14 protein-coding genes are annotated in these 15,223 nt (G+C 70.2%); 6 read left to right on the top strand and 8 right to left on the bottom strand.

What is annotated here, in order from left to right:
• Nucleotides 1–91: 91 nt before the first annotated feature.
• The gene (locus VE172_RS21790) at nucleotides 92–523 is read left to right on the top strand and encodes an SsgA family sporulation/cell division regulator (protein ID WP_324804109.1); all 432 of its coding nucleotides are present in this window, start codon (nucleotides 92–94) and stop codon (nucleotides 521–523) included.
• Here VE172_RS21790 and hutH read toward each other — a convergent pair.
• Together hutH and VE172_RS21780 are read right to left on the bottom strand one after the other, a co-directional pair.
• Nucleotides 520–2,061: a histidine ammonia-lyase gene (gene hutH / locus VE172_RS21785; protein WP_324804108.1), complete on the bottom strand. Its 1,542-nt coding sequence runs from the start codon at nucleotides 2,059–2,061 to the stop codon at nucleotides 520–522. The genes VE172_RS21790 and hutH overlap by 4 nt on opposite strands.
• A 96-nt stretch (nucleotides 2,062–2,157) precedes the next feature.
• Nucleotides 2,158–3,297 carry a citrate synthase/methylcitrate synthase gene (locus tag VE172_RS21780; RefSeq protein WP_324804107.1) on the bottom strand — a complete coding sequence of 380 codons (1,140 nt, stop codon included), beginning with the start codon at nucleotides 3,295–3,297 and terminating at the stop codon, nucleotides 2,158–2,160.
• A gap of 306 nt (nucleotides 3,298–3,603) precedes the next feature.
• Here VE172_RS21780 and VE172_RS21775 point away from each other — a divergent pair, with 306 nt between their 5' ends.
• Genes VE172_RS21775 through VE172_RS21765 form a run of 3 tightly spaced genes read left to right on the top strand, consistent with a single transcriptional unit; the run spans nucleotide 3,604 to nucleotide 7,388 of the window.
• On the top strand, nucleotides 3,604–5,004 hold the full coding sequence (locus VE172_RS21775) for an FAD-binding oxidoreductase (protein ID WP_324804106.1): 1,401 nt from the start codon (nucleotides 3,604–3,606) through the stop codon (nucleotides 5,002–5,004).
• A 9-nt stretch (nucleotides 5,005–5,013) separates the two neighbouring features.
• Complete coding sequence (locus tag VE172_RS21770) at nucleotides 5,014–6,435, top strand: cytochrome P450 (protein ID WP_324804105.1); 1,422 nt, start codon at nucleotides 5,014–5,016, stop codon at nucleotides 6,433–6,435.
• Between the two features lie 50 nt (nucleotides 6,436–6,485).
• A complete protein-coding gene (locus VE172_RS21765; RefSeq protein WP_324804104.1) occupies nucleotides 6,486–7,388 on the top strand; it encodes a hypothetical protein in 903 nt (300 codons plus the stop codon).
• Nucleotides 7,389–7,448: 60 nt separating this feature from the next.
• On the opposite strand, the gene VE172_RS21760 is transcribed toward VE172_RS21765, so the two are convergent.
• From VE172_RS21760 to VE172_RS21750, 3 genes are read right to left on the bottom strand one after another with little or no spacing between them, the layout of a single operon-like run.
• Nucleotides 7,449–9,806, bottom strand: coding sequence for an ABC transporter permease (locus VE172_RS21760; RefSeq protein ID WP_324804103.1), 2,358 nt, complete (start codon nucleotides 9,804–9,806; stop codon nucleotides 7,449–7,451).
• Nucleotides 9,803–10,480, bottom strand: coding sequence for an ABC transporter ATP-binding protein (locus tag VE172_RS21755; protein ID WP_324804102.1), 678 nt, complete (start codon nucleotides 10,478–10,480; stop codon nucleotides 9,803–9,805). Before VE172_RS21755 ends, VE172_RS21760 begins: the two co-directional genes overlap by 4 nt.
• Complete coding sequence (locus VE172_RS21750) at nucleotides 10,477–11,001, bottom strand: PadR family transcriptional regulator (RefSeq protein ID WP_324804101.1); 525 nt, start codon at nucleotides 10,999–11,001, stop codon at nucleotides 10,477–10,479. Before VE172_RS21750 ends, VE172_RS21755 begins: the two co-directional genes overlap by 4 nt.
• A 154-nt stretch (nucleotides 11,002–11,155) precedes the next feature.
• Here VE172_RS21750 and VE172_RS21745 point away from each other — a divergent pair, with 154 nt between their 5' ends.
• The gene (locus VE172_RS21745; RefSeq protein WP_324804100.1) at nucleotides 11,156–11,611 is read left to right on the top strand and encodes a PaaI family thioesterase; all 456 of its coding nucleotides are present in this window, start codon (nucleotides 11,156–11,158) and stop codon (nucleotides 11,609–11,611) included.
• A 74-nt stretch (nucleotides 11,612–11,685) separates the two neighbouring features.
• Nucleotides 11,686–12,237 carry a carboxymuconolactone decarboxylase family protein gene (locus VE172_RS21740; RefSeq protein ID WP_324804098.1) on the top strand — a complete coding sequence of 184 codons (552 nt, stop codon included), beginning with the start codon at nucleotides 11,686–11,688 and terminating at the stop codon, nucleotides 12,235–12,237.
• A 1-nt stretch (nucleotide 12,238) separates the two neighbouring features.
• Here VE172_RS21740 and VE172_RS21735 read toward each other — a convergent pair whose 3' ends face one another.
• Genes VE172_RS21735 through VE172_RS21725 form a run of 3 tightly spaced genes read right to left on the bottom strand, consistent with a single transcriptional unit; the run spans nucleotide 12,239 to nucleotide 15,076 of the window.
• Nucleotides 12,239–13,639: an NAD(P)(+) transhydrogenase (Re/Si-specific) subunit beta gene (locus VE172_RS21735; RefSeq protein WP_324804097.1), complete on the bottom strand. Its 1,401-nt coding sequence runs from the start codon at nucleotides 13,637–13,639 to the stop codon at nucleotides 12,239–12,241.
• Nucleotides 13,636–13,944 carry an NAD(P) transhydrogenase subunit alpha part 2 gene (locus tag VE172_RS21730; protein ID WP_324804096.1) on the bottom strand — a complete coding sequence of 103 codons (309 nt, stop codon included), beginning with the start codon at nucleotides 13,942–13,944 and terminating at the stop codon, nucleotides 13,636–13,638. Before VE172_RS21730 ends, VE172_RS21735 begins: the two co-directional genes overlap by 4 nt.
• A complete protein-coding gene (locus VE172_RS21725; protein ID WP_324804095.1) occupies nucleotides 13,934–15,076 on the bottom strand; it encodes an NAD(P) transhydrogenase subunit alpha in 1,143 nt (380 codons plus the stop codon). The genes VE172_RS21730 and VE172_RS21725 overlap by 11 nt, the downstream gene beginning before the upstream one ends.
• Nucleotides 15,077–15,223 lie beyond the last annotated feature (147 nt).

The raw sequence follows: 15,223 nt of genomic DNA, 5'->3' as shown, positions 1-15,223 counted from the left end.
GATCCGCGACCAACCGGTTGCCAAGAGTGGTAAACCTCATCTATGCAAATGGCGAGTACTGGGACTCGCCCGGGAGCCCGGGGGGCACATCATGGCGACAACACGTCAGGCAAGCGTCGAAGTCGACACCACGATGCGCTTCGTCGCGCCAGATTTCACCACCATCAACGTCCGCGCGAGCCTGCGTTACGACGCCGAAGACCCCTACGCCGTCCACGTCATGTTCCACCCGGGCAACCCCGACGCCGAGGAGGTCAGCTGGTCCTTCGCCCGGGAGCTGCTGGCGTCCGGAATGGTGGAACCCACCGGCATGGGCGACGTGCGGGTGTGGCCGTGGACCACCGCCCGCGGGGAGGCCATCGCCCTGGCCCTGTCGTCCCCGGACGGCAACGCGCTGTTCGAGGTGTCGCGCTCGCAGGTGGCGCGCTTCCTGCGGCGCAGCTACACGCTGGTGCCCAAGGGCAAGGAGGCCGACAGCCTCGACGTCGACCTGGCGGTCACGAAGCTCCTCGCGGAGCGCTAGCGCAGCTCGCCCGCCTCAGCGATCAGGTCGTCCAGCATCTCGCGGACGGCCTGAATCTGTGGGGCCATCTCGCGGTCCACCGGCATCGGCTCGACGTCGGCCCGGATCCGCCGGTGCACCCGAGAGGTGCGCGGGCCGGGGCCGGCCACGGGGGAGCGCAGGTCGACGCCCTGGGCGGCGCACAGCAGCTCGATGGCCAGGACGGTGCGGGTGTTGTCGATGACCTCGCGGGCCTTGCGCACGGCGTGCCAGCCCATCGACACGTGGTCCTCCTGGTTGCCCGACGTCACGATCGAATCCACCGAGGACGGATGGCACAGCACCTTGTTCTCGCTCACGACGCTGGCGGCGGTGTACTGCGCCAGCATGAACCCGGAGTTGGTGCCGGCGTCCGGCGCCAGGAACGGCGGCAGGCCGCGCGAGGTGGCCGGGTCGAGCAGCCGGTAGACGCGGCGCTCGCTGATGCTGCCCAGCTCCGAGCAGGCCATGGCCAGGGCGTCGGCGGAAAAGGCGATGGGCTGGCCGTGGAAGTTGCCGGTGCTCATCACCTCGAAGCCCTCGCCGTCGGGACCGCTCACCACCACCGGATTGTCAACAATGGACCCCAGCTCGATGGCGGCGACCCGGCGGCAGTGCGCGATCAGGTCGCGGGAGCTGCCGTGCACCTGCGGGGCGCAGCGCAGCGCGTAGGAGTCCTGCACGGCGTGGTCGGAATGGCGGTGGCTGGCCAGAAGCGGGCTCTGCGACAGCAGCTGGCGCAGGTTGGCCGCCGAGTCGAGCTGGCCGGGATGGGGACGGATCACCTGGACCCGCTCGTCGTAGGCCCGGTCGGTGCCGAACAGCGCCTCGACGCTGAGCGCGCACGCGATGTCGGCCAGCTTGCACAGCGCCTCGGCCTCCATGATGGCCAGTGACAGCACCGCCTGCATCGGCTCGGTGCCGTTGATGAGCGACAGCCCCTCCTTGGGCTCCAGCACCAGCGGGGTGAGGCCGTGCTCGGCCAGCACCTCCGCGGCCGGGCGGCCCTGGGGCCCGTCGCCGGGCGCGCGCAGCCGCCCCTCGCCGATCACCGGCAGCGCCAGGTGGGCCAGCTGCGCCAGGTCGCCGGAGGCGCCCACCGAGCCCTTCTCCGGGATCACCGGCAGCAGGTCGGCGTCGAGCAGCGCGATGAACATGGCCGGAAGCTCCACGCGGACGCCGGAGTGCCCGGCCGCCAGGGTGCGGGCCCGCAGCAACAACAGGGCGCGCACGACCTCGTCCGACAGCGGCTGGCCGACGGCGGCGGCATGGCTGCGGACGATGCCCACCTGGAGCCGGGCCAGATCCTCGGCACCGATGGTGGTGTCGGCCAGCGCGCCGAAACCGGTGGTGACGCCGTAGACGATGTCCTTGCGCAGCACCGCCTCGGTCACCACCGCGCGGGCGTCGGCCATCCGGGCGGCGAGGTCGGGGCCGAGCGTCACCCGGGCCCGGCGGTGCGCCACGTCCACCACGTCCTCGATGGAGAAGCCGTCACCGCTCAGAAGAAGATCACGCATGCCGGTGAGGTTAGACCGCGGACATGGTTTCGCCGACGTCGGCGTGGACGTCGGCGAGACATTGGTCGCGCCGGAGGCTTCCGGCACGGTCGAGAATCAGCCCTCGGGGAAGACCACCGGCTGCGGCGGCTGCGCGCCGACGTAGCGGGCACGGGGACGGATGATCTTGGAGTCGCGGGCCTGCTCCAGGATGTTGGCGCTCCAGCCGACCATGCGGGCGGCGGTGAACGTCGGGGTGAACATGTCGCGCGGCACGCCGCACTGCTCCATGACGACGCCGGCGTAGAACTCCACATTGGTGTAGAGGTTGCGGCCGGGTTTCAGCTCCGCCAGGATCTCCACCACGCGGCGCTCCACCTGCTTGGCGAACTCCGCCAGGTCGCCGCCCAGCTCGGTGGCGACGTCGCGCAGCATCAGCGAACGCGGGTCGTCGGTGGTGTACACCGCGTGGCCGAAGCCCATGATGCGTTCGCCGGCCTCGATGCGTCCGCGCACCCAGTCGTCGATCCGGTCGGGGGTGCCGATCTCCTCCAGCGCCGCCAGGGCGCGGGACGGGGCGCCGCCGTGCAGCGGGCCGGACATGGCGCCGATGGCGCCCACCAGGCAGGCTCCCGGGTCGGCCCCGGTGGAGGCGATGGTGCGCGAGGTGAAGGTCGAGTTGTTGAAGCCGTGGTCGACCGTGGAGATCATGTACTTCTCGATGGCCTCGGCGTACTGCTTGGTCGGCTCGCTGCCGGTCAGCATGTACAGGTAGTTCGACGCGTACGGCAGGTCGTCGCGCGGCTCGATCGGCTGCTGGCCCTGACTGAGGCGGTGCAGCGCGGTCAGGATCGTGGGCGCCTGGGCGCAGGCGAACAGCACCTCGGCGGCGCGCTCGTCCTCGTCGGTGTCCAGCAGCGGGCGCATGCCGTACTGGGCGGCGGTGAAGGACAGCGCGGTGCGCAGCCCGTCCAGCGGCTTGGCCTTGGCCAGGTGCGGCAGCAGCTCGCGCAGCTCAGCGGAGATCCGGCGCAGCGGCGCCACCCTCGCGGCGAATTCCTCGCGCTGGGCCCTGGTCGGCAGGCTGCCATGGAACATCAGGTACCAGACGTCCTCAAAGGAACATTTCTCGGCCAGGTCGATGGCTGAGTACTGGCGGTAGTGATAGAAGCCTTCATCCCCACGCACGTCACCGATCTCAGTCTCGGTGACCACGACCCCGGCCAACCCACGGGGTACGTCGATCAAAGTGGTCATTGCGACCTCCTCGTCGCTCTAGATTCGAATATCCAACGTTACTGTCACGTAGATCGACGGCGTTCCACAATGCCTTCGGATCGTGTTACCGGCCACAACAGGCCGATCTTCGTGCGTCTATTCCGTGGGTCACGCGCGATCACGCGAAACGGCCATATCTCGGCGAGCCTCCGGTCACAATGAGTGCGATATGACACCACGGGAGGCGGTGGTGAATGGCATGGCCGACGGGTACGCACAGGTTACAAGACGCCCGTCGGAAGTGAATCTTCACGTCACCGCCGGGCGCCGCCGAGGGGGGATGGCATGAGCACCGTCGTTCGCCATTGGCTCGCCGACGAGCTGGCGTCCGGCATGGACGCCGCGGACGTGGTCACCGATCCGGCGGTCCTCGACGCCTACGCCTGCGACGCCGCCCCCTTCTCCCCCGCCGGGCGGCCCACCGCCCTGGTCTTTCCCCGCGGCATCGCCGACGTGCAGCACGTGATGCGCACCGCCTTTCGGCTCGGCGTGGCGGTGGTGCCGCAGGGCACCCGCACCGGGCTGACCGGCGCCGCCAACGCGGTGGACGGTTGCGTCCTGCTGTCGATGACCAAAATGGACCGAATCCTCGATGTCGACCCGGTGAACCGGTTGGCGCGTTGCCAGCCCGGCGTCACCAACCGCTCCCTGCGCGAGGCCGTGGCCCGCCACGGGCTGTCGTCTCCGTCCGACCCGCTGTCGCCGGAAACCTCCACCATCGGTGGCGACATCGCCACCGGCGCGGCCGGCGGATGCTGCGCCACGTACGGCACCACCGCCGACCACGTCCTGGGTCTGTCGCTGGTGTTGTCGGACGGGCGCCTCACCCGGCTGGGACGCCGCACCGCCTCGCGGGCCGCCGGGTACGACCTGGCGCGGCTGTTCGTCGGCTCGGAGGGCACCCTGGGCGTCACCGTGGAGGCCACGCTCTCCTTGCGCCCCAAGGCCGATCCGTCCCTCGCCCTGCTGGCCCAGTTCGATTCCGACGCCGCGGCCGCCGACGCCGTGGCCGCCGTCATCGGCGCCGGGCACACGCCCTCGGCGCTGGAGCTGTTGGACGCGGTCACCACCGCCGCCGTGGCCGACCTCGGCCACCCGGACCTCGGGCTGCGCGACGCCACCACGCTGCTCATCGAAAGCGACACACCCGATCGGGCCCAGGACATCGACGCCATGGCACGGCTGTGCGACTCCGCCGGGGCGCGGCACGTCACGCCGGGCCGGACCGTCGAGGCGGCGCGTCGGCTGCGCAAGGCACGCGCGATGGTGCCGTCGGCGCTGCGGGCCGCCGCGGCCCGCGACTGTGCCCACCCCACCGTCTTCATCGCCGACGTCGCGGTGCCCCGCACCCGTCTGGCCGATCTCGTCGAGGCCGTCGCCGCGATCGCCGAGGCCCACGCGATCCTGATCGCCACCGTCGGCCACGCCGCCGACGGGCGCCTGCACCCCACCGTCGTGTTCGACCAGGACGATCTCGACGCCCACGAACGAGCCCGGCACGCCCACGACGAGGTGATGGCCGCGGCGCTGTCCATGAACGGCACCATCACCGGCGAGCACGGGGTGGGCCTGTTGAAGCGCGACTGGCTGGGTCGCGAGCTCGACCCCGTGGCCATGGAGCTTCACCGCGAGATCAAGAACCTGTTGGATCCGACCGGGATTCTCAACCCCGGCAAGGTGTTGTGAGGAGAGGCAATGAATCAGAGGTTTCCGCGCTTGACGCTGATCGAGCGGCTCGAGGTGGCGGTGCTCAACACGATCCCCTCCCTCGCGCGCGGCGTCGCCACGACGCGGCCCGGCACCGTCAGGGTCTTCGACCGGCTCCAGGTGGATCGGCGGATGGTCGCGCTGCTGGATCGCCTGCGGCAACGCTACCGGGGGTCGCCGGTGTGGATGGATTCGCCGCGCGGGCCCGCGCTGTTGTTGCTGTCGCCGCGGCATGTGGAGCGGGTGCTCGGCGGCTCCGATCGTCTATACACACTGGACACCAGGGCGAAGCGACGCGCTTTCGGCATCTTCGAGCCCCACGCCGTGGTCATCTCTCGCGGCGAGGTACGGGCACGCCGCCGCGCCTTCAACGAGTCGATCCTGGATTCCCGGTCCGATCAGCCGCGCACCGCCGAGCACGACGCGCGCGTCGTGTCGCAGGAGATCGCGTCCCTGGTGTCGGGTCCCGGGCGCGACGGGATCCTGCACTGGCCGGAGATCCAGCGGGCGTTCGGGTGTGTGTCGCGCCGGGTGGTGTTCGGCGACGCCGCCCGCGACGACGTGGACACCACGCAGCTGCTGCGGCGGCTGCTGCGCGAGGCCAACACGTTCGGCTTGAAGCCCGGCGGCCGGCAGCGCGCCGCGCGGTGGAAGGCCGAGTGGGAACGCCGCCTGGAGCGCTACGCCGCCAGCGCCCCCGCCGACAGCCTGATCGGCCGGTTGGCCGACACCTCGGGCTCGGCGGACATCGACCCGTACGGCCAGGTGGCGCACTGGTGCCTGTCGCTCGACATGGTCGCGGTGGTGGCGGCGCGCGCCCTGGCGCTGCTGGCCTCGCACCCGGAGCACTTCTCCCGCGCCAACGAGGAACTCATCGCCGCCGACGCCCACCACGACCCCGGCTCGGCGGCCTCGGTGGCCGCCCAGCCCTACCTGGAGGCGTGCGTGCTGGAGGCGGCCCGACTGTGGCCCCTGGTGCCGAACCTGGTGCGCTCCACCACGCGGGCGGTGGAGTGGGACGGCGTGATGGTCAAGTCCAACACGACGCTGGTGATCTCCGCGCTGCACCAGGCCCGGTCGAGGCATCTGGGCCGCCGCGGCGCGCGTTTCATTCCCGAGCAGTGGCTCGACGGCAGCCTCGACAACGACTGGACCATGCTGCCGTTCAGCGCGGGACCCGCCGCCTGTCCCGGGGAGATGCTGGCGACGTTCCTGGCCACCGCGGCGTGCGCCGAGGTGCTGCGCCGCAGTTACGTGCGCACCGCGTCCCCGGCGTTGGCGCCCGACATGCCGCTGCCGTACAGCCTGCCCGCCGCGTCGATCAACCTCGCCGTCGGCGTCAAGCCGAACATCGCGGCGCCGTCGCCGATGGCGGTGGCGGGCGGCTCGTCGAGCGGCGAGACACTGTAGACCGTCCGGACGATGGCCCGCCGACGCGTGCGGGGCTATCGTTTCGGCGCATGCGCATCGGTAAGCGGCACGTCATTCAGATCATCCTGGCGGTCGTGCTGATCGGCGCCAACGGTTGGGGCGCCCTGTTGCTGTGGACGCTCGCCTCGCCGACGGTGGCGGTGAAACTGGACACCACGTGTCCCGATCCGGTGGTGGACACCGGGCCCAACAGCTGCACGGGCTCGTGGACCAATCCCGACGGGACGCGGGACAACGGCAGCGTCGGGGGTACCAACGAGGACCAGTACGGCCAGACGGTCAACGCCCACATCGGACCGATCGGCGCCTGGTCGGCCGACGACCCGTCCTGGTTGCTGTGGTTGATGCTGCCGGGCGCGGTGGACGCCGGCGTGGTGCTCGCCGCTGTCAGGATCACCGCGATGACCCGCCTGGCGCGCGCCGACGCCGCCCGGCTGGCGGCCGAGGCGCCCGCGGACGGTCGGCTCTTCCGCTTCGCCAAGGACACAGTGACCTTTATGGACGGTCGGCCGTACATGGCGCTGACGCGGCGCTCCGACAGCGACGTCGACCTCAACACACCCGAGGGCCTGCCCTGGTATGCGGCGCGGGCCGGCAACGCCGACGACGTCGTGGTCCATCGGGAGAATCGGGCGCCGGCGGGGCGCGTCAGCGTCCACCGCCAGGGCATGTCGCCACAGGTCCACTTCGGCGTCTGGAATGGACGAAACGAGTTGCTCGGATGGATGCTGATGTCCGATACCTCAACGGCCCGAAGGAATCTCGTGAACCAGACGGGCGCGGTGTTGGGGAGCCTGGTCATCCGGGGCAAGAACCGGGCGCTGTTGTGGGTGCCGCGGGACACCGACGCCGACACCGTGGCGACCCTGCTGGCGGCGATCGCCGCGACGCACTGGCTGACCTTGCGGGTGGTGGCGCGGCACCTGGGTTGAGCGAGCGTGAAGCGGCCGGGCCGCGTTCCCAGTAACGTGGCCCGGCCGCTGGCGAAGGGGTTATTCGGTTCGGATGCCGTCGGGCCGCATCAGCCTCCACAGCAGGGGCATGCTCAGGATCGTCACACCGAGCACCATCGCCGCGCCGAGGCCCAGGATGGTTCCGATGTTGGCCCAGTCCATGCTCACCTTCAGGTCGGTCATCTTCATCAGGGCGGCCCCCAGACCGATGCCGATGGTCGTGGACAGTGCCAACCCGATGGCCACCGGGATCGCGGTCTGCCACATCACCGACGCCGTCATGGTGCGTTTTCGGGTGCCGAACGCCGACAGCGCCGACAGCAGGCGGCGGCGTTCCTGAAGCTGTTCCAGGGTGCTGATCAGGAAGCCGAGTCCGATCAGGACCATGGTGGCGATGACCCCGGCCAGAAGCGCCTTGCGGACTATGGAGAACATCTTGTCCTCCTCGGTCCGGTTTCCCAGCACGTCGTCCGACACGGCCCAATGCGGTTGCGCCTTGGCCGCGGCGTTACGCATGTGCTCGATCGCGTCGGGGTGGCCGTCGCTGATGGTGAAGCCGATCGCCGGTTCGGCCAGGGCCCGGTGCCTGGCGTCCATGGCCTTCGGGGTGACGAGCAGAACGGGGTCCGTCATGTTGACGAACTTCTTGGTCGGCGACACCGTGGCGCGGGGTGTCGGGACCTTCCATCCGGCCAGGCCCTGGGGTGGGTCGTCATAGTCGGACGTCAGTTTCACGACCTCCCCGGGGCGCAGCGGCTTGCCCTCGGTGCTGTTCGAGGCGAACACGTCGCCGTCGACGCAGTCGCGCACCGTCGTGAGCTTCCTGAGATCGGCGCACGGGGCCACCATGATCTCCTGGTAGTTGTCGCCGCCCGCGTTGGCCGCGAGACTTCCGTAGGAGGCCACCCGGGTGGCGCCGTCGATTCCCGACAGGTCGTGCTTCATGTCGGTGAGGGTCGCGGTGCCGTCGTCGCCGGGTGGGGCGGTGACGACCACGTCCGCCCACTGTGCCATGCCGTTCGCCGGGTCCTTTTGCGCCTCGGTGAACTGGGCCTGCGCCCCGGTGAACATCATCTGCAGCGCGATTCCGCCGGCGGCGGCCACCGAGACGCCGTTGACCACGCGGGCGGCGGTGCTGCCGCTGATCTGTAGGCGCCGGGTCGCCAGTTGCCAGCCCGGGGCGCCGCCGCGCATGCGCTTGACGACCGTGTCCATCACCCACGGCAGCATGACCGCGCCGCCCAACAGGCACAACAGGATGGCCACCCCGACGGTGAGCACCGCGCCCGGTCCGCCCTCGAAATCCTGCGTCAGGCTCAGGGCGATCAGGCCGACCCCGGCCAACAGAACCAGGATCCGCCACCACACGCGGCGCTTCGTGCCGCGGGCCTGGCGCACCACGCCGAGCGGCTCGACGACCACGCGCCGCATCGCCATCAGGGTCGCCATGATGGCCACCAGGGGCACCGAGACCACGACCAGCACGCCCAGCACCGGATTGGGGACGATGTCGGACGGGAAGGCGCTCAGTCCCTGCACCTCCAGGCCGCGGGAGAACTCGCGTCCGATCAGGAGGAACACGATTCCCAGCGCGATGCCCCCGATCGCCCCCAGCATCGACTCGCCCGCGGCGACCCGCCGCAGCGTGGTGCCGTCGCCGCCGAGCAGCCGCAGCGCCGCCAGCCGTCGGTCGCGGCGCTCCCCTCCGAAGCGTGCCGCGATGCTGACGAACATCACCACCGGGAGCAGCAACACCACCACGGCGACGACGATCAGCAGCACCAGGACCGGGTCGAACGTTCGATCCGATGGGGGAACGCCGAAGCCGTCGGCCCGGACGATCGGCATCCCCGAGTAGTCGTCGGAGGAGTCCATGGTCAGGGTGTCGGAGCCGCGGATGTAGTACAGGTCCGCGGGACCGTCCAGCCCCTCGTCGCCGATGGTGCCGACGACCTTGGCGTCGAACCGCTCGGCCAGCAGCTTTCCGCCCTTTGAGGACAAGATGGCCTTCAGCGCCGGGGAAACGTACATCTCCCCCGCCTTCGGTACCCGCGGGATGCCCACGGGCACCGGGGGATGCGAGCCCTCGGGGCGCACGTCCTTGCCGGTGATGTCGTAGTCGCGGTACTGGTCCCACGCGTCGGCGATCAGCAGCGTGTCGTCGCCGGCCTTCTTGGTCTCCGCCGGGGTCTTGGCCGAGTGCCGGTGGTCCATGGAGGACACGATGGTCGGCACCGAGGCGGCGGCCAGCAGCATGGCCACCGCGATCCCGACGCCCAGTGCGGTCAACGCGGCCCGGATCCAGCCGGACCTGCCGCCGGAGACGGCGAACTTCATGCCCAGGGCGAGGTCGGCGAACCAACCGGGCCGCGAGGGCGCCTGGCGGGGGTCGTTCATGTGGCCAGCTCCGGGACGGTCGTCTTGCCGTCGCGCACCACGACCTCGCGGTCGGAGTAGGCGGCGACCCGGGCCTCGTGGGTCACCAGCACCACGGCGGTGCCGGATTCCTTGGCGGCGCGGGTGAAGTGGCGCATCACCTGTTCGCCGTTGAGGGAGTCCAGTGCCCCGGTGGGTTCGTCGGCGAAGACCACCTTGGGGCCGGTGACCAGCGCCCGGGCCACGGCGACCCGCTGCCCCTGGCCGCCGGAGACCTCGCCGGGCCGCTTCTTGGCGATGTCGCCGATGTCGAAGCGCCCCAACCATTCGGTGGCGCGGGCTTCGGCCGCCTTGCGGCGGGTGCCGATCATCCGCAGCGGCAGCGCGATGTTCTCCAGGCAGGTCAGTTCGGGAACGAGCTGTCCGAACTGGAAGACGAATCCGAATTCGGTGCGGCGCAGCGCGCTGCGCATGCTGTCGGGCATGGTGACGATGTCGCCCCCGCCGTATTCGATGCGTCCGGCGTCGGCGGGGATGATGCCCGCCATGCAATGCAGCAATGTGGACTTTCCGGACCCGGACGGGCCCATGACCGCCACGACCTCCCCGGCCGAGATGCTCAGTGACGCCCCGTCCAGGGCCCTGGTCGGCCCGAAGCTCTTGTGGACGTCGACGGCTCGCAGCAACGCGTTCACGCGATCACCTCCTGGCGGAGTTGGTCCAGTCGAGCACTTGTGAGTTCAAGCCAGCGCAAGTCGGCCTCCAAATGAAAGAGCGCGTGGTCGCAGATCAGCTGGTCGGCGATGTCGCCGTCGTTCTTGCGCCGGGTCAACTCGCGCATCAGGCGCAGGTGCTCGGAGCGTTGGGTGTCGAGGACGTCGGTGGCGGGACGTCCACTCAGCAGAGCCAGTACGACCTTGGTGTACAGGGTGTTTTGCAGATAGGGCTCGGGTTTCTCCGGCGTCGCCAACCACGCGTCGACATCGGTGATGCCGGCGGCGGTGACCGCGTAGCGCTTGCGGTCGGGCCCCTCGCCGTGTTCGACGCCGGTGACCTCTATGAGCCCGTTCTTCAACAGCCGCGACAAGGTGGAGTACACCTGCCCGTAGTGCAACGGGCGGTCGCCGCCGAAGCGTTCGTCGTAGGCGCGCTTCAGGTCGTACCCATGGCGCGGGTGAGATTCGAGCAGACCCAGGAATGTGCGGCCGATAGACATGCTGAGAACTATACATGATGTGTATACCTTTGATGTATACCCTCATTGAGTAGTTCGTTTTCGCAGCTCACGGCCGATTTTGTCCCCGCCAGGGCGGGTTTCGCGCCCTCCTGATAGGAAGGATCCGCCCGCCGCCGACCCATGGGGAGAAACGATGACCAGCACCTCCGACCGCCAGATCTTTCCGCCCGAGGTGATCGCCGAGTTCAACGCGCTCGGCGTCGACCTCGCCGCGCTGTTCTCCGCCGGGGCGCTCGGCGATCGCATCGGCGTGGAGATCGTCCACGCCGAGCCGCGACGGGTGGTGGGAACGATGCCGGTGGAGGGCAACACCCAGCCGTACGGGCTGCTGCACGGCGGCGCCTCGGCGGTGCTGGCCGAGACCCTGGGCTCGATCGGCGCCATGCTGCACGGCGGCCCGACCCGGCTGGCCGTGGGAGTCGACCTCAACGTCACCCACCACCGGGGCGCCCGCGACGGCCTCGTCACCGGCGTGGCCACCCCGCTGCACCTGGGCCGCAGCACCGCCACCTACCAGATCGCCATCGCCGACGACGCCGACCGGCCGGTGTGCACCGGGCGGCTCACCTGCCTGCTGCGCGACGCCTGAGCCCACGCCGTGTCACATTCGCGGCGGCTACGGTGTCTTAAGAGGTATCCACCGTGAATCAGGAAGTGATACCCATGGCACGCGTTTCCCTTGACCCGCCGCGCACCCTCACCAACCGCTTCGTCGGCTGGTTTTCCAAGCGCAAGTTCGGTCGACAGCTGGAGCCGGCGCTGGCCGCCGGGCACAATCCGCGCGTCCTGATGGCGTTCGTCAAGAACAGCATGCGGGTCGACAAGTGGAGGGCGCTCGACAAGCACCTGAAGAACCTCGCCGAGATGCGCGCCGCCCTGACCATCGGCTGCGAGTGGTGCGCCGACTTCGGTTACTGGATCAGCGTCAATGACGGCATGGACCCCGACAAGGTGCGGGCGGTGCCGGGATGGCGGGACTCGGGGGCGTTCACGCCGCTGGAGCGGCTGGTGCTGGAGTACGCCGAGGCCATGACCGTGACGCCGCCGACGGTCACCGACGGGCTGGTGGCGGCGCTGCGGGAGCACCTCGACGAAGCCCAGCTGGTCGAGCTCACCGCGATCATCGCGCTGGAGAACCAGTACGGCCGCAACAATCTCGCGCTCGGTCTGGCCCCGCAGGGGTTCAAGGAGGAGTGCGAGATCCCGCGGCGCTGACTCAGCGCGCGAACTCGCGCACCGCCGCCGACAGCGCCAGCAGCCCCTTCTTGGCGTCGGTGAAGAACATGCCGGTCTTGGGGTTGGTGTACAGCTCGTTGTCGATGCCCGCGTAGCCGTGGCCCATCGAGCGCTTGATGACCACGATGCTGCGGGCCTTGTCGACGTCCAGGATCGGCATGCCCGACACCGGGTTGCCGGGGCGGCGCGCGGCGGGGTTGGTGACGTCGTTGGCGCCGATCACCAGGACCACGTCGATTTGCGGGAAGTCGGGGTTGACCTCCTCCATCTCCCGCAGTTGGGGGTACGGAACCTGGGCCTCGGCCAGCAGGACGTTCATGTGGCCGGGCATGCGTCCGGCCACCGGGTGGATGGCGTAGCTGACGTCCACGCCGTGGCTCTCCAGCAGCTCGGCCAGTCCGGCGAGCTCGTGCTGGGCCTGCGCGGCGGCCAGGCCGTAGCCGGGCACCACGGTCACCTTGCGGGCGTAGGCGAGTTGGATCGCGACGTCGTCGGCGGTGACGCCGCGGACCGGCGCGGACTCGGTGTCGGCGGCGACCGCCTCGTCGCCGGTGCCGAACCCGCCGATGATGATGTTGGGGATCGACCGGTTCATGGCGTCGGCCATCAGCTTGGTGAGGATGCCGCCGGACGCGCCCACGAGGGCGCCGGCGATGATCAGCACCGGCTCGCCCAGCACGAAGCCGGCCATGGCCACGGCGGTGCCGGTGAAGGCGTTGAGCAGGGAGATCACCACGGGCATGTCGGCGCCGCCGATCGGCAGCACCATGGTGACGCCGAAGACCGCGGCGGCCAGCGACAGCACGGCGACCGCGCCGGGATTGCCGGGCACGGCGATCAGCCACACGATGGACGCCACAAAGGACACACCGAGGACGACGTTGAGCACCCGGGCGCCGGGGAAGATCAGCGGCTTGCCGGGGATGAGGCCCTGGAGCTTTCCCGCGGCCACCAGCGAGCCGGTGAACGTGACGGCGCCGATCAGGATGTCGAGCCCGCCGGGCAGGGTGACGGCCAGGCGCGGGCTGACCACCGAAGCGAGGTGATCGACCGCCAACAGCGCGGCCGCGCCGCCCCCGACGGCGTTGAACAGGCTGACCAGCTGCGGCATCGCGGTCATCTCGACGCCGCGGGCCATGTAGAGGCCGGCGGCCGAACCCACCGCGGCCCCGGCCAACAGCACGATCCAGCCGGTCACCGAGATCTTGTCGTCCACGATGAGCAGGACGGCGGTGGCCACGATGGCGACGCCCATCGCCACGGCCGACACCAGGTTGCCGCGCCGGGCGGTGCGCGGGGAGTTCATCAGGTGCAGGCCGATCACGAAGCAGGCCGCGGCGCCCAGGAAGACGTAGCGGATGACGGTTTCGGTGGCGCTCACGGCTTCTCCTCCTCCGCCGGTTCGGGGCGGGCCCGGAACATGTGCAGCATCCGGTCGGTGACGGCGTAGCCGCCGACCACGTTGGCGAAGCCGAAGGCCACCGCCACGAACGCCAGCAGGTAGCCGAACACGTCGTCGGCGGTGGAGGCGATGAGCATCGCGCCGATCACGACGATGCCGTGGATGGAGTTGGCGCCGGACATCAGCGGCGTGTGCAGGGTGGCCGGCACCTTGCTGATCACCTCGAAGCCGACCAGGACGGCCAGCACGAAGACCGTGACGGCGGTGAGCAGATCAGGACTCATCGGGCACCTCCGCCAGCGCCGGGTGGACGACGGCTCCGCCGTGGGTGATGACCACACCGGCGGCGATCTCGTCGTCGGGGTCGATGCGCGGCGGGCCGTCGGGCGCCAGATGTCGCAGCAGCGCCGACAGGTTGCGGGCGTATGCCGTCGACGCCGCCGGTGCCATGTCGGAGGCCAGGTTCCCCGCGCCGATGACGGTGACTCCCCCGGCCACCTCGAGGGTCTCGCCGGGTTGGGACTGCGCGACGTTGCCGCCCAGCCGCGAGGCGCCCATGTCCACCACGACCGACCCGGCGGCCATGCCCTCCAGGGCCTTGCGGGTCACCAACAGCGGCGGCGTGCGGCCGGGCACCCTGGCGGTCGTGATCACCACATTGAACCGTCCGATGTGGCTGGCCAGTTCGAGTTGCTGGGCGTCGCGTTCGTCCTCGGTGAGCTCGCGCGCGTAGCCGCCCTCGCCGCCGGCGGAGGCCACCGAGGCGAGCTCGAGGAACTTCGCTCCGAGGGATTCGGCCTCCCCCTTGGCCTCGGGCCGCACGTCGTAGGCGGTCACCATGGCGCCCAGGCGGCGCGCGGTGCCGATCGCCGACAGGCCCGCCACACCGGTGCCCAGCACCAGGACGGTGGCTGGAGACGTCGTGCCCGCGGCGGTGGTGAGCATCGGGAAGTAGCGCCCGTAGGTGTCGGCGGCCAACACCGCCGCCTTGTAACCGGCGATGCTCGCCTGCGAGCTCAGCGCGTCCATGGTCTGGGCCCGGCTCAGCTTGCGCGGCAACATGTCCAGGCTGACGGCGGTCACACCGAGGGCGGCCAGTTCGCGCATCTCGCCGGGGCGGGTGAGCGGGTTCAGCAGACCGATCAGCAGCTGACCGTCGCGCAGGCCGTCGCGTCGCTCGGGAAGGTCGACGCAGGTGAGGACGTCGGCGCGTTCGTACAGCGCGTCGGCGGACACCAGCGTGGCGCCGGCCGCCTCGTACTCCTCGTCGAAGAAGCCCGCCGCCGCTCCGGCCCCGGGCTCGACCAGGACGTCGCAGTCGCCGGAGCGCAGGCGCGCCACGGCTTCCGGTGTCAGGGATACCCGGCGCTCGCCGGCGTGGAGTTCTCGAATGACGCCCACAGTGGTGGTTCCCATCATCCGTTACCTCGCAATCGTGATGGGGTAATGTCGTACTCGCGAGATCCTGGTATGACTGTACTGTTTTACGATCGCGCCGCATAGTCCCCCAAGCTCCGACGGGGATTCGCGGCCGATCTGTGACCTTGGCGACGCGGTCGCTTT

Source organism: Stackebrandtia sp., assembly GCF_035643755.1.
Taxonomy (GTDB): domain Bacteria; phylum Actinomycetota; class Actinomycetes; order Mycobacteriales; family Micromonosporaceae; genus Stackebrandtia.
The sequence above is the reverse complement of the archived record's forward strand: the minus strand, read 5'-3'. Positions and strand labels throughout refer to the sequence as shown.